19 protein-coding genes are annotated in these 23073 nt (G+C 59.3%); 11 read left to right on the top strand and 8 right to left on the bottom strand.

From position 1 onward, the window contains the following. Nucleotides 1-88: 88 nt before the first annotated feature. Nucleotides 89-1435, bottom strand: coding sequence for an MFS transporter (locus ACMDB8_RS05795; RefSeq protein ID WP_056720808.1), 1347 nt, complete (start codon nucleotides 1433-1435; stop codon nucleotides 89-91). Between the two features lie 123 nt (nucleotides 1436-1558). Continuing rightward, nucleotides 1559-2401 carry a pca regulon transcriptional regulator PcaR gene (gene pcaR, locus ACMDB8_RS05790; RefSeq protein WP_008054175.1) on the bottom strand — a complete coding sequence of 281 codons (843 nt, stop codon included), beginning with the start codon at nucleotides 2399-2401 and terminating at the stop codon, nucleotides 1559-1561. Between the two features lie 690 nt (nucleotides 2402-3091). Between pcaR and ACMDB8_RS05785 the strand changes: the two genes are divergently transcribed. Then, a complete protein-coding gene (locus ACMDB8_RS05785; protein ID WP_008054177.1) occupies nucleotides 3092-3292 on the top strand; it encodes a hypothetical protein in 201 nt (66 codons plus the stop codon). 376 nt (nucleotides 3293-3668) lie between these two features. After that, on the top strand, nucleotides 3669-5144 hold the full coding sequence (locus ACMDB8_RS05780; RefSeq protein ID WP_056720812.1) for an inorganic phosphate transporter: 1476 nt from the start codon (nucleotides 3669-3671) through the stop codon (nucleotides 5142-5144). A gap of 177 nt (nucleotides 5145-5321) precedes the next feature. On the opposite strand, the gene ccoM is transcribed toward ACMDB8_RS05780, so the two are convergent. From ccoM to ACMDB8_RS05765, 3 genes are all read right to left on the bottom strand, one after another. Then, nucleotides 5322-5432, bottom strand: coding sequence for a cytochrome c oxidase subunit CcoM (ccoM, locus tag ACMDB8_RS05775; RefSeq protein WP_007976669.1), 111 nt, complete (start codon nucleotides 5430-5432; stop codon nucleotides 5322-5324). A 144-nt stretch (nucleotides 5433-5576) separates the two neighbouring features. Beyond that, nucleotides 5577-5738 carry a hypothetical protein gene (locus ACMDB8_RS05770; RefSeq protein ID WP_008074569.1) on the bottom strand — a complete coding sequence of 54 codons (162 nt, stop codon included), beginning with the start codon at nucleotides 5736-5738 and terminating at the stop codon, nucleotides 5577-5579. A gap of 99 nt (nucleotides 5739-5837) precedes the next feature. Then, on the bottom strand, nucleotides 5838-6179 hold the full coding sequence (locus tag ACMDB8_RS05765; protein WP_056720814.1) for a hypothetical protein: 342 nt from the start codon (nucleotides 6177-6179) through the stop codon (nucleotides 5838-5840). Nucleotides 6180-6396: 217 nt separating this feature from the next. Between ACMDB8_RS05765 and rapA the strand changes: the two genes are divergently transcribed. Further along, a complete protein-coding gene (rapA, locus tag ACMDB8_RS05760) occupies nucleotides 6397-9243 on the top strand; it encodes an RNA polymerase-associated protein RapA (RefSeq protein ID WP_409078230.1) in 2847 nt (948 codons plus the stop codon). 170 nt (nucleotides 9244-9413) lie between these two features. Here the strand turns inward: rapA and ACMDB8_RS05755 are convergent, their stop codons facing one another. Then, nucleotides 9414-10763, bottom strand: coding sequence for a spinster family MFS transporter (locus ACMDB8_RS05755; RefSeq protein ID WP_223541660.1), 1350 nt, complete (start codon nucleotides 10761-10763; stop codon nucleotides 9414-9416). Nucleotides 10764-11020: 257 nt separating this feature from the next. Here ACMDB8_RS05755 and ACMDB8_RS05750 point away from each other — a divergent pair, with 257 nt between their 5' ends. Both ACMDB8_RS05750 and ACMDB8_RS05745 read left to right on the top strand, forming a co-directional pair. Continuing rightward, nucleotides 11021-11386 carry a YkgJ family cysteine cluster protein gene (locus tag ACMDB8_RS05750; protein ID WP_046043993.1) on the top strand — a complete coding sequence of 122 codons (366 nt, stop codon included), beginning with the start codon at nucleotides 11021-11023 and terminating at the stop codon, nucleotides 11384-11386. Between the two features lie 147 nt (nucleotides 11387-11533). Next, on the top strand, nucleotides 11534-13750 hold the full coding sequence (locus ACMDB8_RS05745) for a putative bifunctional diguanylate cyclase/phosphodiesterase (RefSeq protein WP_317850372.1): 2217 nt from the start codon (nucleotides 11534-11536) through the stop codon (nucleotides 13748-13750). Here ACMDB8_RS05745 and ACMDB8_RS05740 read toward each other — a convergent pair. After that, nucleotides 13707-14603 (bottom strand): NAD(P)-dependent oxidoreductase, encoded by an 897-nt coding sequence (locus tag ACMDB8_RS05740; RefSeq protein ID WP_409078231.1) that lies wholly within the window; start codon nucleotides 14601-14603, stop codon nucleotides 13707-13709. The two genes, ACMDB8_RS05745 and ACMDB8_RS05740, sit on opposite strands and share 44 nt — an antisense overlap. A gap of 196 nt (nucleotides 14604-14799) precedes the next feature. Here ACMDB8_RS05740 and ACMDB8_RS05735 point away from each other — a divergent pair, with 196 nt between their 5' ends. Beyond that, on the top strand, nucleotides 14800-16995 hold the full coding sequence (locus ACMDB8_RS05735) for a hypothetical protein (RefSeq protein ID WP_056720819.1): 2196 nt from the start codon (nucleotides 14800-14802) through the stop codon (nucleotides 16993-16995). Between the two features lie 295 nt (nucleotides 16996-17290). Here the strand turns inward: ACMDB8_RS05735 and ACMDB8_RS05730 are convergent, their stop codons facing one another. Continuing rightward, complete coding sequence (locus ACMDB8_RS05730) at nucleotides 17291-17596, bottom strand: DUF2288 domain-containing protein (protein WP_056720820.1); 306 nt, start codon at nucleotides 17594-17596, stop codon at nucleotides 17291-17293. 350 nt (nucleotides 17597-17946) lie between these two features. On the opposite strand from ACMDB8_RS05730, the gene ACMDB8_RS05725 reads away from it, so the two are divergent. The 5 genes from ACMDB8_RS05725 (at nucleotide 17947) to ACMDB8_RS05705 (ending at nucleotide 22950) form a co-directional block, all read left to right on the top strand. Then, complete coding sequence (locus ACMDB8_RS05725) at nucleotides 17947-19074, top strand: branched-chain amino acid ABC transporter substrate-binding protein (protein ID WP_056720823.1); 1128 nt, start codon at nucleotides 17947-17949, stop codon at nucleotides 19072-19074. Nucleotides 19075-19307: 233 nt separating this feature from the next. Continuing rightward, nucleotides 19308-20231 carry a high-affinity branched-chain amino acid ABC transporter permease LivH gene (gene livH / locus ACMDB8_RS05720; protein ID WP_007947264.1) on the top strand — a complete coding sequence of 308 codons (924 nt, stop codon included), beginning with the start codon at nucleotides 19308-19310 and terminating at the stop codon, nucleotides 20229-20231. After that, entirely contained in the window at nucleotides 20228-21484 is a 1257-nt protein-coding gene (locus ACMDB8_RS05715) for a high-affinity branched-chain amino acid ABC transporter permease LivM (protein WP_056720824.1), read from the top strand. Before livH ends, ACMDB8_RS05715 begins: the two co-directional genes overlap by 4 nt. Beyond that, nucleotides 21481-22248, top strand: coding sequence for a high-affinity branched-chain amino acid ABC transporter ATP-binding protein LivG (livG, locus tag ACMDB8_RS05710; protein WP_056720826.1), 768 nt, complete (start codon nucleotides 21481-21483; stop codon nucleotides 22246-22248). The genes ACMDB8_RS05715 and livG overlap by 4 nt, the downstream gene beginning before the upstream one ends. Beyond that, entirely contained in the window at nucleotides 22249-22950 is a 702-nt protein-coding gene (locus ACMDB8_RS05705; protein ID WP_015093834.1) for an ABC transporter ATP-binding protein, read from the top strand. It abuts the gene before it with no gap. The last annotated feature ends 123 nt before the right edge of the window (nucleotides 22951-23073 follow it).

The raw sequence follows: 23073 nt of genomic DNA, 5'->3' as shown, positions 1-23073 counted from the left end.
CGGCAGCTCCTACAGATTTACACATTCCCCTGCAGGAGCTGCCGCAGGCTGCGATCTTTTACTGCTACACCACTATTTCAAACCGGAATCAGGTCGCATCCGCATGACTGACCATGCCCTTGATTACCACCGCCGTCGTTGCCAGCGCCGCCGGAATCACCAGCGCCGTCAGCACCTGCTCGAAGTTCCAGCCCAGCCCCAGCAGCGTCGCACCCATCCACGCCCCGAGAATGGCGCCGAAGCGGCCGATGCCGAGCATCCACGACACGCCGGTGGCCCGCCCCTGAGTCGGATAGAACCGCGCCGCCAGTGACGGCATTGCCGATTGCGCACCGTTGACACACATCCCGGCTACCAGTACCAGGGTCGCCAGGATTGTGATGTTGCCCAGGCTCTGCCCTACCGCGTAGGCAAACACCCCGGCCAGCAGGTAGAAAGTGCCGATGACCTTGTGCGGATTGAACCGGTCCATTGCCCAGCCCACGCCTACCGCACTCAAAACGCCACCGAACTGGAACAGCGCGCCGATGAAGGCGGCCTGCTCCATGCTCGCGCCACTGTCACGCATCAGGGTCGGCAGCCAACTGGTCAGCAGGTAAACGATTACCAGGCCCATGAAGTAAGTCAGCCACAACAGCAAGGTGCCGGTGCTGTAGGTACCGGAGAAGATCACCGCGAACACATTGCGTGCCTTCACGGATTTCTGTTCCGGCACGCTGAAGCTGGACGCCTGGGCCACTACCGTCGGGTCGATCGGCGCCAGTGCCTTGCGCACTTTGTCCGTGCCGCGGTTGCGCACCACCAGGTAACGCGCCGACTCCGGCAGCCAGAACAGCAGAACGACGGCGAGGATCAGCGGCAGAACTCCGCCGATCAGCAACAGGCTGTGCCAGCCAAAGGCCGGAATGAGCTTGGCCGAGATAAATCCGCCGCCAGCCATGCCGAGGTTGAAGCCGCAGAACATGCTGGTCACCAGCAGGGACTTTTTGCGCTCAGGGGTGTACTCCGACAGCAGCGTGGTGGCGTTTGGCATGCCGGCCCCCAGACCCAGGCCGGTCAGGAAGCGCAACACCAGCAACTGATCGACATTGGTGCTGTAGGCCGAGGCCAGGCTGAAGGCACCGAACAAGAGCACCGCGCCGACCAGTACGACTTTTCGCCCGAAGCGGTCAGCCAGAGGGCCGGAGCCCAGTGCGCCGAAGACCATGCCGATCAACGCCGCACTCATCACCGGGCCGAGACTGGCGCGGTCGATACCCCAGTCCTGGGACAGGGCCGGGGCGATGAAACCCATGGCCGCGGTGTCGAGGCCATCGAGGAAGACAATCAGGAAACACAGGATCACCACGCGCCACTGGTAGCGCGAAATGGGTTGGGCATTGATGAAGGACTGCACGTCGAGGCAGTTACCTACAGCAGACTGAGGCTGGTTCATTATTTTTATTCCACGGATCGCAGTCGAACGGTGTCAGCAGATGCTGACGAAGCCGCGACAGTAATGATCCGGAGGAAACAGCGTCAATTCGATAAACGCGACTCTGTGCGTTTATCGAACAGCTTAGGCAAACAGCTGGGCGCTGAGGTCTCGGCTGGCACTCAACAAACCGGGCAGGAAACGCTGCTCCAGTTCATTGCGGCTGACCCGCCCCGCATGGGTGCTGACGTTTAGGGCCGCAACCACCTGCCCGGAAGCGTCGTACACCGGGACGGCAATCGAACGCAGCCCTTGCTCGAGTTCCTGGTCGACGATGCACCAGCCTTGCAGTCGTACTTCTTGCAGGCATTCGAGTAGCGCCTCGGGGGTGTGGATCGTGCGGCTGGTCTTGGCCTGCAATTCGGCGTGGTCAAGGTATTCGCCCAGGGACGTGTCATCCAGCGCGGCCAGCAGGATGCGCCCCATCGACGTGCAATAGGCCGGCAAGCGCCCACCCACCGACAGATCCACCGAAATCAGGCGCTGGGTGGTCGCGGAGCGGGCGATGTACAAAATGTCATCACCCTCCAGCGTGGCCATGTTGCAGGCCTCGTGCAGTTGTTCGCTCATGCGGTCCAGGTAAGGCTGGGCGGAAACCGCCAGCGGCGTGGATGACACATAGGCATGACCGAGGGTCAGCACTTTGGGCAGCAGCGAATAGGTGCGGCCGTCGGTGGTGGCGTAGCCGAGCTTGATCAAGGTGTGCAGGCAACGGCGCACGGCGGCGCGGGGGATTTCCGTGCGGTGGCTGATCTGGGCGATGGTCAGGTGCCGCTTGCGCTCCTGGAACGCTTGCACCACGGCCAGGCCACGGGCCAGGGACGTCATGAAATCCGGGTCGCCGGTCAGTGCCTGGATCCGTTTGGCTGGTGAGGCAACGATGGGAGGAGCCACTGAAGCGAAGGAATTGCGCATTTGATCGTTCATACAAGGTCCTTTTACCCATTCGGATCAGCGACTATTACAAAGGGCTGGCGCCTGACGCTCAAGCCCAGCCTGCCAACTCCGTGCGATTATCGAACGATCGACCGATAATCGCAATCCACCCTATGAACAACCCGATCCACCGACGCCCGGTTTTCGCCGACTCTCGCCCCTATGTTTACGTCGACTCGGCACAGGACTTAATGGGGCAATCCAATTACCGAAACTTACCTGACTTAATGGCGTCAGAAAGGCATCGCAGCGATCTGGTATCAGTCGACGCTCTACTTCATTGTAAAGTTGCAGGCAACAAAACGGTCACACACCAAGAACAACTTTTAACTCTTTGGAGATAGTGTTCTTCAAATCGGCCGCTATAATACAATTTAGTAGCGCTCCGGTTTTTTACTTGCCGAACCCGCTGCCCGGCAATGCGCTGATCCATCGCCGTTGCCCGTTGCAAGCGCCAGATTCGCATTGCACAGCCTTGCCGATGCGCTTGCCGAACCAGGAAACTGAAGCTACGTCAGCTGTTTATCTCTGGTGCCGTGGCCGCCTGTGACATGGAAGTATTGATCACGTTGTTGTCAAAAACGATGCCTTGACGGCACTGTCTCATTCGACGAACGTGATCAAACGATTTGATGCAGCGCGTTTTCACCAGAATTTATCCCAACTCAATCAGGTAGCACTGTGACGAAAGACGAACTGCGCGCGGAACTAGAGCGCCAGGAACAACGTTACAAGGAAGTTTACGGCGGAGAAGTCACCACTTACGCCGCTCAGCCCGAACCGGAACGCAAACCCTGGCGTAAACGCGCCACTGTTCAGGATCAGGTTTTCCAGCAGGAAATTCAAAAAATGGAAAAGGAACTCAAAGCCGAAGAGCCATGACTGCTTCGGCCTGATCCTGACAAAGGCCTGCCTCTGCACCCGCTAAAAGCGGGATGTATGGATGCTGCCTTTCGCGCCCGCTACGAGCGGGCAGCGGCCATCACCGTCGCCGAATCCGACAGAATTCCGGGATCTGACCTATTTCTCAGATTTTTCTCACATCCGTTCAAGCCCCTCTTAACGGGCCGTGAAGGTTTTGTGACAGTGTGTTTTTTCAATTAAATCAATGGCTTAAAAAACGCAGCAAAACCGTGGGTTTTCAGGCACGGCGGCAAAAAAATTCGTTGAAGAATGTTACCGATGAGCAGCTAGTGCATTGATTAGCAGTCTTTTCTGGCATAATCGCGCCCCCTTATGACCGGGTCAGAAAACCTTCATGATCGATTTATTCAGCGGACTGGATGCTTGGGTGCTTGTGAGCCTCTTGCTCGCCCTGGCCTTTGTCCTCGCCTTCGAGTTCATCAACGGCTTTCATGACACCGCTAACGCGGTGGCGACCGTTATCTACACCAAAGCCATGCCGCCTCATCTGGCGGTGTTCTTCTCCGGTGTGTTCAACTTCCTCGGCGTGCTGCTGGGCGGGGTCGGCGTGGCGTATGCCATCGTCCACCTGTTGCCGGTAGAACTGCTGATCAATGTGAACACCGGTCACGGGCTGGCCATGGTGTTCTCGTTGCTCGCCGCCGCCATTACCTGGAACCTGGGCACCTGGTACTTCGGTATTCCCGCGTCCAGTTCCCACACGCTGATCGGTTCGATTCTCGGTGTGGGCCTGGCGAACGCCTTGATCAACGACATACCGTTGGCCGATGGCGTGAACTGGCAGAAGGCGATCGATATCGCCATGTCGCTTGTGTTCTCGCCGATGGCCGGCTTCCTGATCGCCGCGCTGATCCTGATCGGCCTTAAATGGTGGCGTCCACTGTCGAAGATGCACAAGACGCCGGAACAGCGCCGCAAGATCGACGACAAGAAGCACCCGCCATTCTGGAATCGCCTGGTACTGGTGATCTCGGCCATGGCCGTGAGTTTCGTGCACGGTTCCAACGATGGCCAGAAAGGTATCGGCCTGATCATGCTGGTCCTGATCGGTATCGTGCCGGCGCAGTTCGTCCTCGACCTGAACAGCACGACCTACCAGATCGAGCGGACTCGCGACGCCACGTTGCACTTGAGCCAGTTCTACCAGCGTAATTCCGAAACACTGGGCGAGTTCCTGGCCCTGGGCAAGAGCCTGGATGGCGATCTGCCGGAGAAATTCCGTTGCAACCCGCAACAGACCGAACCGACCATCACCGCCCTGCTCGGCACCCTCAAGGGTGTAGCCGACTACCACTCGCTGCCGTCGGAAAGCCGCATCGAAGTACGTCGCTACCTGCTCTGCCTGGACGACACGGCGAAGAAAGTCAGCAAGCTGCCAACGCTCGCCCCCCGTGAAAAGGCTGACCTGGACAAACTGCGCAAGGACCTGACCACCACCACCGAATACGCTCCGTTCTGGGTGATCCTGGCGGTTGCACTGGCCTTGGGCCTAGGCACCATGGTCGGCTGGAAACGCGTGGTACTGACCATTGGCGAGAAAATCGGCAAGCAAGGCATGACCTACTCCCAAGGCATGTCGGCGCAGATCACCACCGCCAGCCTGATCGGCATGGCCAACATCTTCAGCCTGCCGGTTTCCACCACCCACGTGCTGTCCTCGGGCGTGGCGGGCACCATGGTCGCCAACAAGAGCGGCCTGCAAAGCGGCACCGTCAGAACCATCCTGCTGGCCTGGGTATTGACCCTCCCAGCCACCGTGGCCCTGTCGGCCGGGTTGTTCTGGCTGGCCTCGAAGGCCCTTGGCAGCTGATAAGCAGCCAAATCAGAAAAGGCGCGCTCCGCAAGGAACGCGCCTTTTTTATTGCCAAACACTTAAGTCTCCCACAGTGGCTCCATGCACTCCGGCAGATTTTCAAAGGCAAAAAAAAGGGCAACCGAAGTTGCCCAAAATGCCTTGCGTGCTCATTACATCTGGAAAGAACTGCGGTTATTTCCGCTTGTGTGAATCCTTCCAGATAAAAAGTCCGAACCCTGCAAAAAATACAAACATGAGGCTGACAGTCAGCACTCCGGCGATCACCACGTTGTCGAAAAACATGACGCGTCTCCTGTACCTGCCCTGTTGCGATAGGGCTAAGTTAACCAATCGGGCAGGAGAGAATATTGACCGGGATCAATGTCGCCCGAGACTGGGCAAGAGGAAGGGAGAAGTTTGACCCGCATCAATGAATGCGGGGGGATTTCAGCGTTTCTTCGGTTTGTTCTTCGGCTTTTTTTTAGCCTTGCCCAACGGCATGGCCTGTTCGAACGCCTGGCGAACTTCATTGAGCCGCTTTTCATTGAGGTCATGAACACGCTTGGCGCGCTCGGCATTGAGGTCAATCAGTTTGTCGTCTTGGCTCATGGCGGTCAGTGCATCGCTTGAAATGAGTTTCAGCTGCCGTAGCGGTCGGCAACCCTGCGTTAATAATGCGGCTTGATGAGTGAGCTGACCAGCCTGCGCTCAAATCTCGATATCGACCCACAGCCCCTGCCGCGGCTGATCTTCCATCAGCGGTGCCACCGGCACGGTGTTATCGGCATTGAGTTCATCCCCGGGAATCGCCATGTGAGCCTCGGGGTCATGATCGGCCTCGTGGCGACGTCGTTCCTGCTCCTGTCTGCGGCGCTGTTCCTCGCGCAGCACCAGCCCGTCCTCTTCAGGATTGCGCTTTTGCAGGTCGATCGTACTTTCACTGGAGCTTTCCTGCACCGGCACCACCGGAGGAATATCCGGACGCTGACGGATCGGGTCGGTCTGTGAAGTGATCGGCACGGCACTCAAGGGGAGCATCGGTGGCAGCATGGTTTTCAGTCTCCTGTCAGCAGGCTGTCGGCTGCGGGGATGGCGACTTGAGCCATCGGTCGCAAACTGTGACTCATTTGGCACTCATTAGTGCACCGGGCGGCGCGTCATGCACAGGTGGACTAACGTATGACTGTGAGTTTTTCTGAGAGTCCTTTGGCCCTCAAGCCCTCATTCCGTTAAGATAGCCCGCTTTTTCAGGTGGGAGTCAGGCAGCATGGCGCAGCAGTATCAACCGGGGCAACGCTGGATCAGTGACAGCGAAGCCGAGCTGGGTTTAGGCACCGTTCTGGCACAGGACGGCCGCTTGTTGACCGTGCTCTATCCGGCCACTGGCGACACTCGCCAGTACGCGCTAAGGAATGCGCCCCTCACCCGTGTGCGGTTTTCGCCCGGTGATTCCATCACTCACTTCGAAGGCTGGAAGCTGACTGTTCGCGAAGTCGATGACGTCGATGGCCTGCTGGTTTACCACGGCCTCAACGGACAGAACGAAGTGGTCACCCTGCCGGAAACCCAACTGTCGAACTTCATCCAGTTCCGCCTGGCCAGCGACCGTCTGTTCGCCGGCCAGATCGACCCGCTGGCCTGGTTCTCCCTGCGCTATCACACCCTGGAACACACCAGCCGCCAGTTGCAGTCCGCCCTTTGGGGCTTGGGCGGCGTGCGTGCGCAACCGATCGCGCACCAGTTGCACATTGCCCGCGAAGTCGCCGACCGTATCGCGCCACGGGTTCTGCTGGCCGACGAAGTGGGCCTGGGCAAAACCATCGAAGCCGGCCTGGTGATCCATCGCCAATTGCTCTCGGGCCGTGCCAACCGCGTGCTGATCCTGGTTCCGGAAAACCTGCAGCACCAGTGGCTGGTCGAGATGCGCCGCCGCTTCAACCTGCAGGTCGCTCTGTTCGACGAAGAACGCTTCATCGAAAGCGATGCCAGCAACCCGTTCGAAGACACCCAGCTTGCGCTGGTCGCGCTTGAGTGGCTGGTGGACGACGAGAAGGCCCAGGACGCGCTGTTCGCGGCAGGCTGGGACTTGCTGGTGGTCGACGAAGCTCACCACCTGGTGTGGCATGAAGATCAGGTCAGCCCTCAATATTCGCTGGTCGAGCAACTCGCCGAGACCATTCCCGGCGTGCTGCTGTTGACCGCCACCCCGGAACAACTGGGCCAGGACAGCCACTTCGCTCGTCTGCGCCTGCTGGACCCGAACCGTTTCCATGACCTGCAAGCCTTCCGCGCCGAGAGCGAAAATTATCGCCCGGTGGCCGAAGCCGTTCAGGAACTGCTCGACAAGGGACGCCTGTCGCCTGAAGCGCACAAGACCATCCACGGTTTCCTCGGCAATGAAGGCGAAGCCCTGCTGACCGCGGTCAATGATGGCGACACTGAAGCCAGCGCCCGTCTGGTGCGCGAACTGCTCGACCGACACGGCACCGGCCGCGTACTGTTCCGTAACACCCGCGCCGCCGTGCAGGGTTTCCCGGAGCGCAAGCTGCACCCGTACCCGCTGCCGTGCCCGGACGAATACCTCGAACTGCCGTTGGGCGATCACGCCGAGCTGTACCCGGAAGTCAGCTTCCAGGCCCAACCGGACGCCAGCGAAGAGGAACGCTGGTGGAAATTCGACCCGCGCGTCGAATGGCTGATCGACCAGCTGAAGATGCTCAAGCGCACCAAAGTACTGGTGATCTGCGCCCACGCCGAAACCGCCATGGACCTGGAAGACGCCCTGCGCGTGCGTTCCGGCATCCCGGCCACGGTGTTCCACGAGGGCATGAACATCCTCGAGCGTGACCGCGCCGCTGCCTACTTCGCCGATGAGGAGTTTGGCGCGCAAGTGCTGATCTGTTCGGAAATCGGCAGTGAAGGTCGCAACTTCCAGTTCTCCCATCACCTGGTGCTGTTCGACCTGCCGTCCCACCCGGACCTGCTGGAACAACGCATCGGTCGTCTGGACCGGATCGGCCAGAAGCACATCATCGAACTGCACGTGCCATACCTGGAAACCAGCCCGCAAGAGCGCCTGTTCCAGTGGTACCACGAAGCGCTGAACGCATTCCTCAACACCTGCCCGACCGGCAACGCCTTGCAGCACCAGTTCGGCCCGCGCCTGCTGCCACTGCTCGAAGAAGCCGACGATGGCGAATGGCAGGCGCTGATCGACGAAGCCCGCACCGAGCGTGAACGTCTGGAAGCCGAGCTGCACACCGGTCGCGACCGTTTGCTGGAGCTGAACTCCGGCGGCGCGGGCGAAGGCGATGCGCTGGTGGAGGATATCCTTGAGCAAGACGATCAGTTCGCGCTGCCGATCTACATGGAAACCCTGTTCGACGCCTTCGGCATCGACAGCGAAGACCATTCGGAAAACGCACTGATCCTCAAGCCGAGCGAAAAAATGCTCGACGCCAGCTTCCCGCTGGGCGATGACGAAGGCGTGACCATCACTTACGACCGTAACCAGGCGCTGTCTCGCGAAGACATGCAGTTCATCACCTGGGAGCACCCGATGGTCCAGGGCGGCATGGACCTGGTGCTGTCCGGTTCCATGGGCAACACCGCCGTGGCGCTGATCAAGAACAAGGCACTCAAGCCGGGCACCGTGTTGCTGGAACTGCTGTATGCCAGCGAAGTGGTTGCCCCGCGCTCGCTGCAACTGGGCCGTTACCTGCCGCCGGCCGCCCTGCGCTGCCTGCTCGACACCAACGGCAACGACCTGTCGGCCCGAGTGTCGTTCGAGACCTTGAACGACCAGCTCGAAAGCGTGCCGCGTGCCAGCGCCAACAAGTTCATCCAGGCCCAGCGTGACCAACTGACGCCACGGATCAACGCCGGTGAAGCGAAGATCCTGCCGCGCCACACTGAACGTGTCGCCGAGGCGCAACGTCGCCTGGCCGCCGATACCGACGAAGAACTGGCGCGCCTGACCGCCTTGCAAGCGGTCAACCCGACCGTGCGCGACAGCGAACTGGTGGCCCTGCGCAAACAACGCGAGCAAGGCCTGGCCATGCTCGACAAGGCTGCGCTGCGACTGGAAGCGATTCGGGTGCTGGTGGCGGGTTAACAACCCTCCTCCACCGCTATGAAAAGAAGGCCCGCAGCGATGCGGGCCTTTTTTGTTTACTTCAAATTCAGTAGTGCTGCTGATGGCCTCATCGCGAGCAAGCTCGCTCCCACATTGGATCTTCAGTGCCTATGAGATACCTGTGGGAGCGAGCTTGCTCGCGATAGCGGTTAAGCAGTCACCGCAGAACTGTCAGGCTCAACCACCGCCACCAACCCGTCCTTCATCCGCTTGGCGTCCCTCACAAAACACCGCGAAGCCAGGAACAGAAACACCACGGTGAGCAACAACGCCACCGGTATCAGGTACATCGCGTCATGCAGGCCGACCGCTTTAAACGCCTCAGTCATTTGCTCCGCGCCCGCCGCAAGCATCGCCGTGTGGGCGAAGTGATCCGACAAGGCCCCGACCACCACCGGCCCCAGGCCACCGCCCAACAGGTACAGCCCGGCAAAGAACAGCGCCATCGCCGTTGCCCGCAACCGAGGCTCGACCACATCCTGAATCGCCGTGTACACGCAGGTATAAAAGTTGTAGGCGAACAGCCAGCCCATACTGAATACCGCGACAAACACACCGATCTCGATTCGCCCGGAATGCAGCGCCCACGCGGTGCAGACCGTCGAAATCACCAGGCTGAAGGCGGCAAACAGGAGCCGCCCGTTGGCGATGCGCTGGTGAATCTTGTCCGCGATCCAGCCACCGAGGGTCAGGCCGACCAGCCCGGTCACACCGACAATGACCCCGGTCGCCACTGCGGCATCCTGCAACGGCATGAGGAAGTAGCGTTGCAGCATCGGCACCAGAAACGAGTTACAAGCATAGGTGGCGAAGTTGAAACACAGGCCGGCCATCACCAGCCACAGGAAGGTTGGCACTGCCAGTACCCGCCGGATCGGTCGATCGATCTTTTCCTGCGAAACCTGAACGCTCTCGGCGGCGCCGCGCTTGGGTTCCTTGATGAAAAACATGAAGATCGCCAGGATCAGCCCGGGTACCGCCGCGATAAAGAACGGCGCGCGCCAGCTATCAAAGACCTTGACCATCCAGCCAATGGTGAAGAACGCCAGCAACAGCCCCAATGGCAGCCCCAACATGAAGATCCCCATGGCCCTCGCCCGGCGGTGAGCCGGAAACAAGTCGCCGATCAGCGAGTTGGCGGCTGGCGCGTAGCTGGCCTCGCCAATGCCGATGCCCATGCGCACGATCAGGAAACTCCAGAAACTGCCCACCATGCCGTTGACGGCGGTCAACCCGCTCCACACCGCCAGCCCCCAGCCCATCAGTTTGCTCCTCGAACCGGTATCGGCCATGCGCCCCAGCGGCAAGCCGGCAATGGCGTAGACGATGGTGAATGCCGTCCCGATGATCCCCAACTGGAAATCACTGAGGTGCCATTCCATGCGAATGGGTTCGATGATGATGGCCGGGATGGTGCGGTCGAAAAAATTGAACAGGTTGGCCAGGAACAACAGGAACAGGATGCGCCAGGCATTGGCCGCTTGGGTCGAGTTCTGCATGGGTCCGTCTCTTTTATTGTTTTTGGGGCGTCACTGCCCCCGGACTTTGCAATCTAGACAGGCCGGCCACGACTGTCTTTCATTATTCGCCAGGCTGATATCAACCCATCGCGCACCGCCGCTCCCACAGGGTATTTCGTAGCCCGTCCGGTCTATGAAAAATACCTTTGAGCCCCCCTTCCCAAGCCGTTGGCGAAGCCTAGAATAGCGGCCTTGTTTCCCCCCCTGTGTCTCCACTTCTCCTTAGATAATTGCCCATGTCCGAAGCCAGTCCGTGTCTGAATTGCGGTGCCTGCTGTTCTCACTTTCGCGTGTCATTTTTCTGGGGTGAATGCGCCTCGTCCGGGGGGACGGTACCCGATGAGCTTGTCGAGCAGATCAGCCCCAGTCGGGTCGCGATGCTCGGCACCGGCTGCAAACCCGTACGCTGCACCAGCCTGGTCGGAGACGTGGGCAGTACGGTGCAGTGCTCGATTTACGAAAAACGCTCCAGCACCTGTCGGGAATTCGACGCTTCCTGGGTCGATGGCCTGGCCAATCCCGATTGCGATGCGGCCCGTGCCGCTTTCGGCTTGCCGGCGCTGCAACCTGCGTTCGAGACGCCTCAGAAGCAAATCGCCTGACTACTAGCACTAATCGCTATCAGGCTAATGTCAAAATCATTGGCACCAATGTGCCACTACCGCTTGCGCTCCATCCACGCCCTCTATACTCCAAGGCATTCGCCGTCGCTGCTTGCGCCGGCCTGAAGGATAACGATGGGGCATGCTATGGAGTGGCTTGGTTTGCATTTCATTACCGAGCTACCAGAGAGCGGGCAGGTCATACTCAATTGCACACATGACCCTTTTCTGGTGCTGCTGGCTTATCTGGTCGCCTGTGTCGGCTGTTTCGCGACACTGGACATGGCCGAACGGGTTGCTCACGCTGAGAAATCCGCGTCCAAGACACTCTGGCGCTGGGTGGGCAGCGGATGCCTGGCCGGCGGTATCTGGGCCATGCACTTCGTCGGGATGCTGGCCTTCCAGGCGCCTGTCGATCTTCACTACCAACTGCCTGTCACGCTGTTTTCGCTGACCATCGCGCTGCTCGCCGCGTGGCTGGCCATGCATACCCTCAGCCTCCCGGACTTGAGTTTGCAGCGCTGTCTCAAGGCATCGATCGGAATCGGCCTGGGCATCGCGACCATGCATTACGTGGGCATGACGGCCATGCACTCCGAGGCCTCGGTCTATTACCATCCGGGCCTGTTTGCCCTTTCCATCGCGATCGCGATCGGTGCCGCGCTGGCCGCCTTATTGCTGGCATGGTATCTGCGCGACGGCGTCGGCATGCTGCATCAGCTCTTTAAATGCTGCGCCAGCCTGGTGCTCGGGGCGGGTATCCTCGGCATGCACCTCACGGCCATGGCCGCTTTCAACCTGGTGCTGCCCAGCGACAGCGTGCCGGAGCAATCGGGCGAACACAGCCACCTGCAACTGGCACTGACCGTGACGGTCATGGCCCTGCTGATCATCGGCAGCAGCATCAGCGCGGCACTGGCGGACAAAAAACTGCAACACAAGGACCACGACCTGCAACGGGTCAACTCCCTGCTCAGCCAACTTGACCAGGCGCGCATGTCGCTGCAACAGGTGGCGCACTACGACGCGCTGACCAACCTGATCAACCGCCGCGGGTTCAACCAGATCTTCGCCGAAAAACTCATCGAGAAAACCAACGAAGGTGGAATGCTGGCGGTCCTGTTCCTGGACATCGACCATTTCAAGCGGATCAACGACAGCCTTGGCCACGATGCCGGTGACGAACTGCTAAAGGTGCTTGCCGGGCACATCAAGAGCTCGATTCGCAGTCACGAGGACGTGGTCGCGCGCTTCGGTGGTGACGAGTTCTGCCTGCTCATCGACCTGCGTGATCGTGAAGAAGCGCGGCATATGGCCCAACGCATCATGCTCAAGATGAAGGAGCCCATCGAGCTGGCCGGCAGGCGCATGGTCATGACCACAAGCATCGGCATCAGCCTGTTTCCGGAGGACGGCAAGACCTGTGAGGAACTGTTGAAGAACGCCGACCTGGCGCTGTATCAATCCAAAGGCAGCGGCCGCAATGGACTGAATTTTTTCAGCGCCAACCTGAAGACCCGCGCCACACTCGAGCTGCAACTGGAAGAAGAGTTGCGCCACGCCCTGCGTGAAGACACCGGTTTGATGCTCTATTACCAGCCCATCTATGACCTCAAGACCGGCCAGGTCAGCAAACTCGAAGCCTTGATCCGCTGGCAACACCCGGTCCACGGTTTCCTCGTACCGGATCGTTTTATCGCCATTGCCGAGGCCAACGGCCTGATCGCCGAGTTGGACAATTGGGTGCTGCGCAAGGCCTGCGAAGACTTGGGCGAGTTGTCGCGCCAAGGCTGTGAGGACCTGAAGATCGCCGTGAACTGTTCGCCCCTGAACCTGGCGCGCGAAGAACTGGCCGATGAAATCGAATACGCATTGCGAGCCTCCGGTGTGCAGCCCCACCGGCTGGAACTGGAGGTTACCGAAAACGCCTTGATGGGCAATATCGCCAACACCCTGGTGCTACTGCGGCAGATACGCGCTCTCGGCGTTTCGCTGTCGATCGATGACTTCGGCACCGGCTATTCATCCCTGGCCTACCTCAAGCGCTTGCCGCTTAACACGCTGAAAATCGACCGTTCGTTCATCCAGGACATTCCCAAGGCGACCCAGGATATGGAGATTGTCCAGGCGATCATCGTCATGGCCCATACCCTGCACCTGCAAGTGGTCACCGAAGGGGTCGAAACCTTCGAGCAGTACCAATTCCTGGAAAACCACGGTTGTGACTTCGTTCAAGGCTATCTGCTGAGCCGGCCGGTGCCACTGGTCGAGTTGCTTCCGGTGCTGAACGAAATCAACCAGCGCAAGGACACCTGCACCGTCACGACGCTGAGCCTGGCTCACGGTACATCTGCACTAATGTAGACGGGTCCTTTTCAAGGAAACCCTGACTTCCATGCAGGCGCATCAACTGCGCGGCCAGGCCGCTGATCGGTGTTGCCGAGCCTTGCTCACGGGAAAACTTCACCGCTGTATCCAGATCCTTGAGCAAGGTGCGCACGTGCCACTTGACCGGCTCGAAACGGTTTTGCGCCATCTGCGGGGCCAGGATCTGCAAGGGTTTCGAATCGGCAAAGCCGCCGGCCAGCGCTTCGGCGATCAGGCTGGCATCGACCCCGGAACGCTCCGCCAGCGCGACCACTTCGGCAATCACCAATGCATTGCAGGCGACGATCATCTGATTGCACGCCTTGGTCACCTGCCCTGCCCCGACGCCGCCCATGTGTGTTACACGCTGCCCCAGGTTCAACAGCACAGGCCGGACCCGCTCCAGATCCTGTGATTCACCGCCGACCATGATCGCCAGGCTTCCAGCCTCGGCACCGACCACGCCGCCGGACACCGGCGTGTCGAGCCAGCCCATGCCCGTTCTAGCGGCAAGTTCTGCGGCCATTTCCCGCGTGGCGTTGGGCTCCAGGCTGGAGAAATCCACCAGCAGCTGGCCCTTTTTTGCGCCCTCCACAACGCCTGCCGGACCAAATACCACCTCGCGTACGACCGAAGTATCCGCCAGGCACAGCATCACCACGTCAGCGTGCCGGCACAGCTCGGCCGGGCTGGCGACCTGACGCGCGCCCGCCTCCACCAGCGGCCTGCACTTGTCCGGATTGCGATTCCACACCGCCAGCGGGTAACCCGCGGCCAGCAGGCGCCGGCACATCGGCAGCCCCATCAGGCCGATCCCGGCAAACCCTAGCGAAGGTAGCGTTGACATCATTTTGCCTCTTCTTGATTAAAGATCACCGAATATTGGCCGATTCATCATGACTTAGGAAAGGATTCACCCCGAGCAATGCTCAGGCTAAAGACCAAGGCATGGTCCAAGTACGCGCTGAAAAAAGACGCGATTGTATTCCGTGACGGTTCGACGACTGCGAGTCGGCCAACCAATCAGCCCAGGTAGATGGCGAACAATGACTTCTAAAAACAACCCGGCCACTGCGGTAACCGATCTGACGTTGAGCCCCGCGGCCAACAGCCCGTCATCACCGAAGCCATTGATTCAATCGCGCCCGTTGGCGACCCAGCAATACCTCTACTTCACCGAAACCAACACCGACCGCATCCTCGACAACCTCGACGGCCTGCGCGACATGGTGTTCCCGCGCGCACCGCACCTGGAAGGCGACAGCGAACAGCACAGCGATCAGGAATTCCCGTCGGTGTGCCTGATCGGCCTGGGCCGCTGCGGCTCGAACATTGCGCTGGACGTGGCGGAGCTTGTGTATAACGCCCGCAAGTTCTACCTCAATGAATTCAACAACGAAGATCGCCTGTCGCCGGACAAGCGTTTTACCGAAAAGGGCTACAGCCCGGCCCAGTGGATCCGTAACAACCTGCGCCTGGGCCAGAACAAAAACACCAAGCCAGTGTTTCTGGTCGAGCCGCTGGTGATGCTCGGGGACCTGGACAAAGACATCGCCGGACGCATCCGTTTCTCGCGCAAGGGCGAAAAAAGCGGCTTCCTGCGCGACTACAGCAAAATGAAAATCATGGACCTGTCGGAAGTCCATGCCGGTGGCGCCGGTAACGCGCCGATCCTCGGCCAGTACCTGGCCAAGATCATCCTGAACAAGGACACCCAGCGTTTCTCCAGCCCCGACTGGAAGATGATTCACTCGTACCTGATCGACAGCTGTGGCATCAAGGCCAACCAGTCGCGCCTGTATTTCTCGATCTTCAGTGCCGGCGGCGGTACCGGCTCGGGCATGGCCTCGGAATTCGGCCTGGCCCAGCAGCATTCGTATATGAACAAGACGTTCGACACCAAGCCGATGGACGAGCACGACAGCAAGAGCGGCCACTCCTTCGTCTTCGAACCGATCTTCACCAGTGGCATCTGTGTACTGCCGAACATTTCCGATCACCGCAGTGAAATGTCCGAGGCGTTGCACATCAACGCCGGTCGACTGCTGTGCAAATACCTGTCGGAAGAGTGGGACTTCTCCTACAACTTCGCCAACGAAGACAGCAGCGAAGCCAGCGTCATGGGCCGCATCCGCCCGTGGAACGCGATGATGCTGATCTCCAACGACATCATGCGTTACGCCGAAGAGAACGATGACGGCAACATCCAGAACATTGATGTCAATGCCATGGAAAAGCACGCCAACCAGTACATCTCGCAGCAGATCTTCAACATTCTGACGGCGCAGGCAGTTACGACTGACTACGACCAGAACTATTTCCGTCGCGCCGGCATCGATATCGGCGAAACCATCCGCCTGGACGCCAATGACCTGTTCATGAGCCTGGCCGGCCCGGTGGCGATTGCCTACGCCGAGTCCGTGGTGCCGGAAACCCCGGCACCGAGCAGCGACAAATTCAAAGTGTTCGAGAAAGAGCCGCAGCGCCTGAACATCGACGACCTGTTCTTCCGTTCGATCGATCTGCCGCACTTCAACAAGGTCACCCAGGCCATCGAAGGCATCAGCCTGTTGCCGATCGAGTCCAAGCGCTATCGCGCGTCGCTGGAACAGTACAAGAACTCGGGTTACGACGCGGCGGCCCTGCATGACCTGCACTTCTTCAAGAATTGCTCGTCGGTGGTGTCTATCGTTTCGTTGCCGAAGGACTACAAGCTGTCCTACATGGATTTGAACCGGTTGAAGACCCACCTCAACAGCCTGTTCCCCAACACTACACTCAAGCGCTACGCGTTGGTGATCGGTGCTTCGGCCAACCTGTCGCTGACCACCCTGATCGCCAAGAGCCCGTGCCTGTCGGACGACTTCCTGACGCTGATCGTGGCGTTCATCAAGCGCTGCTTCGCGAAAAACCCGTACCGATTCGACGAGACCCTGGACAACTCGATCCTGGACTTCATCATCAACGAACAATTCGATGAAGACCGCATCGACGAGTTGCTCAACGAATTCGAGAACCCGGCGAAGATCCTCGATACCAACTGGTACGCGATCAAGCCGATGTACGAGAAGAAGTACCGCGAACTGATCAACGACAAGGAAAAATTTGTCTCGATCAATGACATCCGCCTGTCCCGGGATTGCGTGAAGAAATCGATCAAGTACCTGCGTGAGATCTACCGTCACCGCATCGGCAAGACCAAGGTTATTTCGTTGAATAACCATACGGGCAAGACGGCTTGATGAGGTATGCCTGAAAAGATCGCAGCCTTCGGCAGCTCCTACGGGCTGCGGTTCACATGACACCGCAGCGCGCCTTTGTAGGAGCTGCCGAAGGCTGCGATCTTTTGATCTGATCTTTTGATCTTTTATCCAACATTCAGAAACAATTGAGCAGACGTTCAGCTGCCCTCCCAACTGTTCCCGTTACGTTTACGTCACCGTGAGGCTGTGGCCTTTCTCTACGGCAACATGCCATCACGCTACTCGGCTACACACTTTTCCCTCCGAAAGAAGCGCACCAATCAGGTGCGGCCTTTTATACCTGCGCTCTTTCCTGGATCAGAATCCACGGCGAAACAACCACGGCCCACAACTGCGGATCACGCTCAAAAAGATCCAGCGCCCGCGTTTCAGACAGCTTGGCGACCTTGTCAGCGGCCAGCCAGGCAGCCACTTTCTCCCCTTCATCCTGGGCCACGGCCTCGGCGGCGGCGATCAGATCCAGGCCAGGATCGACCCACAATAGGGCACCCTTGGCGAAGAACGGCTCCAGCTCTTTCCAGGTAATAGATGCGGTTTCACCAAGCAGCTTGGCATAGAGGGTGCTAGGTTCTTGATTCATGGGACTGTCCGGAAAAGAAATCGACGTAGATGATAACGTCGGTGGTCTGGCAGAAAAACCCGGATGCAATTGAGTGACCGAAATGAAAAGCGCAGGAAAGCCAGGGAATGCACTGAATATGGCTATAAGCCCCTCAACACCCCGCCGCAATTCTGTCTTTTACTTTCAATAAAGCGACACTTGCAGGTTTTGTCCCCCGGCGCTGCCTTCCCAGGCTGACAATCGGCGCTCTACACTGTACCGGTACAGTTGCCGAGGGACTTTTCCGGGGAATGTCGCAGATATCTGACCCGGTTCTGCTGCTTTCGGCGCCAGGACTATAAAAACTACAACAGTAAGAGTGGAGCACTATGACTAAGGCTACTAAGCAGATTTCCAAACTGTTTGCCGCTATGGTTCTGGCCGGGGTTGCCAGCCATTCGTTCGCAGCTGACACCATCAAGATCGGCATCGCCGGCCCCAAGACCGGCCCTGTAGCCCAATACGGCGACATGCAGTTCAGTGGCGCCAAAATGGCCATCGAGCAAATCAACGCCAAGGGCGGCGTGGACGGCAAGAAACTCGAAGCCGTTGAATACGATGACGCCTGTGATCCGAAACAAGCTGTGGCAGTCGCGAACAAGGTCGTCAACGACGGCGTCAAGTTCGTAGTCGGTCACCTGTGCTCCAGCTCCACTCAACCGGCTTCGGACATCTACGAAGACGAAGGCGTGATCATGATCACCCCGGCTGCCACCAGCCCGGACATCACCGCCCGTGGTTACAAAATGGTGTTCCGCACCATCGGTCTGGACAGCGCCCAGGGCCCTGCCGCCGGTAACTACATTGCCGACTTCGTAAAACCGAAGATCGTTGCTGTTCTGCACGACAAACAGCAATACGGTGAAGGCATCGCCACCGCCGTGAAGAAAACCCTGGAAGGCAAAGGCGTGAAAGTCGCCGTGTTCGAAGGCGTCAACGCCGGCGACAAAGACTTCTCGTCGATGATCTCCAAGCTCAAGCAAGCCAACGTCGACTTCGTCTACTACGGCGGCTACCACCCGGAGCTGGGCCTGATCCTGCGTCAATCCCAGGAAAAAGGCCTGAAAGCCAGGTTCATGGGTCCGGAAGGCGTGGGTAACGACTCCATTTCGCAGATCGCCAAGGACGCTTCCGAAGGCCTGCTGGTGACCCTGCCGAAATCCTTCGACCAGGATCCGGCCAACGTTGCCCTGGCTGATGCGTTCAAAGCCAAGAAAGAAGATCCGAGCGGTCCGTTCGTGTTCCCGGCCTACTCGGCTGTGACCGTGATCGCCGACGGCATCAAGGCTGCCAAGTCCGAAGACTCCGCCAAAGTGGCTGAAGCCATCCACGCCGGCACCTTCAAGACGCCTACCGGCGACCTGAGCTTCGACGAAAAAGGCGACCTGAAAGACTTCAAATTCGTGGTTTACGAGTGGCACTTCGGCAAACCAAAAACTGAAGCCAAGCCTCAGTAAGGCATTGCCTGACTGACTGCCAACAAAGCCCACGGCGTGCCGTGGGCTTTGTTTTACGAACGTATCTGGGCCGCGCTGGCGTGATCCGCCAGTCTCCCCACCTGAAAATCTCAAAACCGTCATCAGCGGTTCGCTGGCAAACCCCGGATTCGAAGTGGATGCAGATCCACGGGGCTCGGGCGGGAAAATGACTCCACCAGTGAAATGCGTATCAGGTTTTTAGGAGCGCTGTAATGCCTGACATCTATCACTTCTTCCAACAGCTGGTTAATGGTCTGACCATTGGCAGCACGTATGCCCTGATCGCCATCGGCTATACGATGGTCTACGGCATCATTGGAATGATCAACTTCGCCCACGGCGAGGTGTACATGATCGGTTCCTACGTGGCGTTCATCGCCATCGCCGGGCTGGCCATGCTGGGACTCGACAGCGTGCCGCTGTTGATGACCGCCGCTTTTCTCGCCACCATCGTTGTAACCAGTGCCTACGGCTACAGCATCGAACGGATCGCCTACCGCCCCTTGCGCGGCAGCAACCGTCTGATCCCGCTGATCTCCGCCATCGGCATGTCGATCTTCCTGCAGAACACCGTTCTGCTGGCGCAAGACTCCAAGGACAAATCCATCCCCAACCTGATTCCGGGCAACTTTGCCTTTGGGCCAGGTGGCGCACATGAAGTGCTGATTTCCTACATGCAAATCGTGGTGTTCGTGGTGACCCTGGTCGCCATGCTCGGCCTGACCCTGTTCATCTCCCGCTCTCGCCTGGGTCGCGCCTGCCGCGCCTGCGCCGAGGACATCAAGATGGCCAACCTGCTGGGTATCAACACCAACAACATCATCGCCCTGACCTTCGTCATCGGTGCGGCACTGGCAGCCATTGCCGCCGTGCTCCTGAGCATGCAATACGGCGTGATCAACCCGAACGCCGGTTTCCTGGTTGGCCTCAAGGCCTTCACCGCAGCCGTGCTGGGCGGTATCGGCAGTATTCCGGGCGCCATGCTCGGCGGGCTGGTACTTGGCGTGGCGGAAGCCTTTGGTGCCGATATCTTCGGCGACCAGTACAAGGACGTCGTGGCGTTCGGTCTGCTGGTCCTGGTGTTGTTGTTCCGGCCAACCGGCCTGCTGGGCCGTCCGGAGGTTGAGAAGGTATGACTAGGAATCTTAAACAGGCACTGTTCAGTGCCTTGCTGGTGTGGGCCGTGGCCTACCCGGTACTCGGTCTGAAGCTGACCATCGTCGGCATCAACCTCGAAGTTCATGGCACCAGCGACGCCACCCTGATCACCATCGCGGTGTGCTCGGTACTGATGTTCCTGCGTGTGCTATTCGACCAGCAGATCAGCTCGGCCTGGCGCTCTTCGCCGAGCATGCCGCTGATCCCGGCCAAGGCCAGCAACTTCCTGACCCTGCCGACCACTCAGCGCTGGATCATCATCGCGCTGATCGCCGGTGCCCTGGTCTGGCCGTTCTTCGGCTCTCGCGGTGCGGTGGACATCGCCACGCTGGTGCTGATCTACGTGATGCTCGGCCTCGGCCTGAACATCGTGGTCGGCCTGGCCGGTCTGCTCGACCTCGGTTACGTCGGGTTCTATGCCGTCGGCGCCTATAGCTACGCGCTGCTGTCGCACTACTACGGCCTGAGCTTCTGGATCTGCCTGCCGATCGCCGGCCTGATGTCAGCCACCTTCGGCTTCCTGCTCGGTTTCCCGGTGCTGCGCTTGCGTGGCGACTACCTGGCGATCGTGACCCTGGGCTTCGGTGAAATCATCCGTCTGTTCCTGCGTAACCTGACCGGCCTCACTGGCGGTCCGAACGGCATCAGCAACATCGAGAAACCGACGTTCTTCGGCCTGACCTTCGAACGCAAGGCCGCGGAAGGCATGCAGACCTTCCATGAGTATTTCGGCCTGGAATACAACTCGATCAATAAGGTGATCTTCCTCTACCTGGTTGCGCTGTTGCTTGCCCTGGGTGCGCTGTTCGTCATCAACCGCTTGCTGCGCATGCCCCTGGGCCGTGCCTGGGAAGCGTTGCGTGAAGACGAAATTGCCTGCCGCGCATTGGGCCTGAACCCGACCATCATCAAACTGTCGGCCTTCACCCTGGGTGCGAGTTTCGCCGGTTTTGCCGGTAGCTTCTTCGCTGCCCGTCAAGGCCTGGTGACGCCGGAGTCCTTCACCTTCATCGAGTCGGCGATCATCCTCGCCATCGTGGTGCTGGGTGGCATGGGCTCGCAACTGGGCGTGATCCTCGCTGCCGTGGTGATGATCCTGCTGCCGGAAATGATGCGTGAGTTCAGTGAGTACCGCATGTTGATGTTCGGTGCCTTGATGGTACTGATGATGATCTGGCGCCCTCAGGGTCTGCTGCCCATGCAACGTCCTCACATGGAGCTGCGCAAATGAGCCGCGAGATCCTCAAAGTAGAAAACCTGAGCATGCGCTTCGGCGGCTTGCTGGCGGTCAACGGCGTTGCCTTGAGCGTGAAAGAGAAACAAGTGGTTGCGCTGATCGGCCCCAACGGCGCCGGCAAGACCACCGTGTTCAACTGCCTGACCGGCTTCTACAAGCCGAGCGGCGGCAGCATCCTGCTCGACGGCGAGGCGATCGAAGGCCTGCCCGGCCACAAGATCGCCCTCAAGGGCGTGGTGCGCACCTTCCAGAACGTGCGGTTGTTCAAGGACATGACGGCGGTCGAGAACCTGCTGATCGCCCAGCATCGTCACCTGAACACCAACTTCCTGTCCGGACTGTTCAAGACCCCGTCGTTCCGCAAGAGCGAGCGCGAGGCCATGGAATACGCCGAGTACTGGCTGGACAAGGTCAACCTGCGCGAGTTCGCCAACCGTCCGGCCGGCACCCTGGCCTACGGTCAGCAACGTCGCCTGGAAATCGCCCGCTGCATGATGACCCGCCCGCGCATCCTCATGCTCGACGAACCGGCCGCCGGCCTGAACCCGAAGGAAACCGAAGACCTCAAGGCGCTGATCAGCATGCTGCGTGAAGAGCACAACGTCACCGTGCTGCTGATCGAACACGACATGAAGCTGGTCATGAGCATTTCCGACCACATCGTCGTGATCAACCAGGGCACGCCCCTGGCCAACGGCACGCCGGAACAGATCCGCGACAATCCTGAAGTGATCAAAGCCTACCTGGGGGAAGCGTAAATGCTGCAGTTCGAAAACGTTTCCACCTTCTACGGCAAGATCCAGGCCCTGCACAGCGTCAACGTCGAAGTCCGCCAGGGCGAGATCGTGACCCTGATCGGCGCCAACGGTGCCGGCAAGTCCACGCTGCTGATGACGCTTTGCGGTTCGCCGCGCGCCCACAGCGGCAGCATCCGCTACATGGGTGAGGAACTGGTCGGCCAGGACTCCTCGCAGATCATGCGCAAGAGCATCGCGGTTGTGCCGGAAGGTCGCCGGGTGTTTTCCCGCCTGACCGTGGAAGAAAACCTGTCCATGGGCGGTTTCTTCACCGCCAAGGGCGACTATCAGGAACAGATGGACAAGGTTCTCGGACTTTTCCCACGCCTGAAAGAGCGCTTCAACCAGCGCGGCGGCACCATGTCCGGCGGCGAACAGCAAATGCTCGCCATCGGCCGTGCGCTGATGAGCAAGCCCAAGCTGTTGCTGCTCGACGAGCCTTCCCTGGGCCTGGCACCGATCATCATCCAGCAGATCTTCGACATCATCGAACAGCTGCGCAAGGACGGTGTGACGGTGTTCCTGGTCGAGCAGAACGCCAACCAGGCGCTGAAAATCGCTGACCGTGCCTACGTTCTGGAGAACGGCCGGGTGGTGATGCAAGGCACCGGTGAAGCCCTGCTGACCGACCCGAAAGTGCGCGAAGCGTACCTCGGTGGTTGAGCCATTGCGGTAAACAAAAAAACGGCCTTTGCGGGCCGTTTTTTATGCCTGCGAATGAGATCGGTGTAGGAGCTGCCGAAGGCTGCGATCTTTTGATCTTAAAAAACCAAAGTCAAAAGATCG

Origin of the sequence: Pseudomonas monachiensis (genome assembly GCF_047345015.1) — a bacterium.
Taxonomy (GTDB): domain Bacteria; phylum Pseudomonadota; class Gammaproteobacteria; order Pseudomonadales; family Pseudomonadaceae; genus Aquipseudomonas; species Aquipseudomonas monachiensis.
This window is presented reverse-complemented; position numbering and strand designations above follow the sequence as displayed.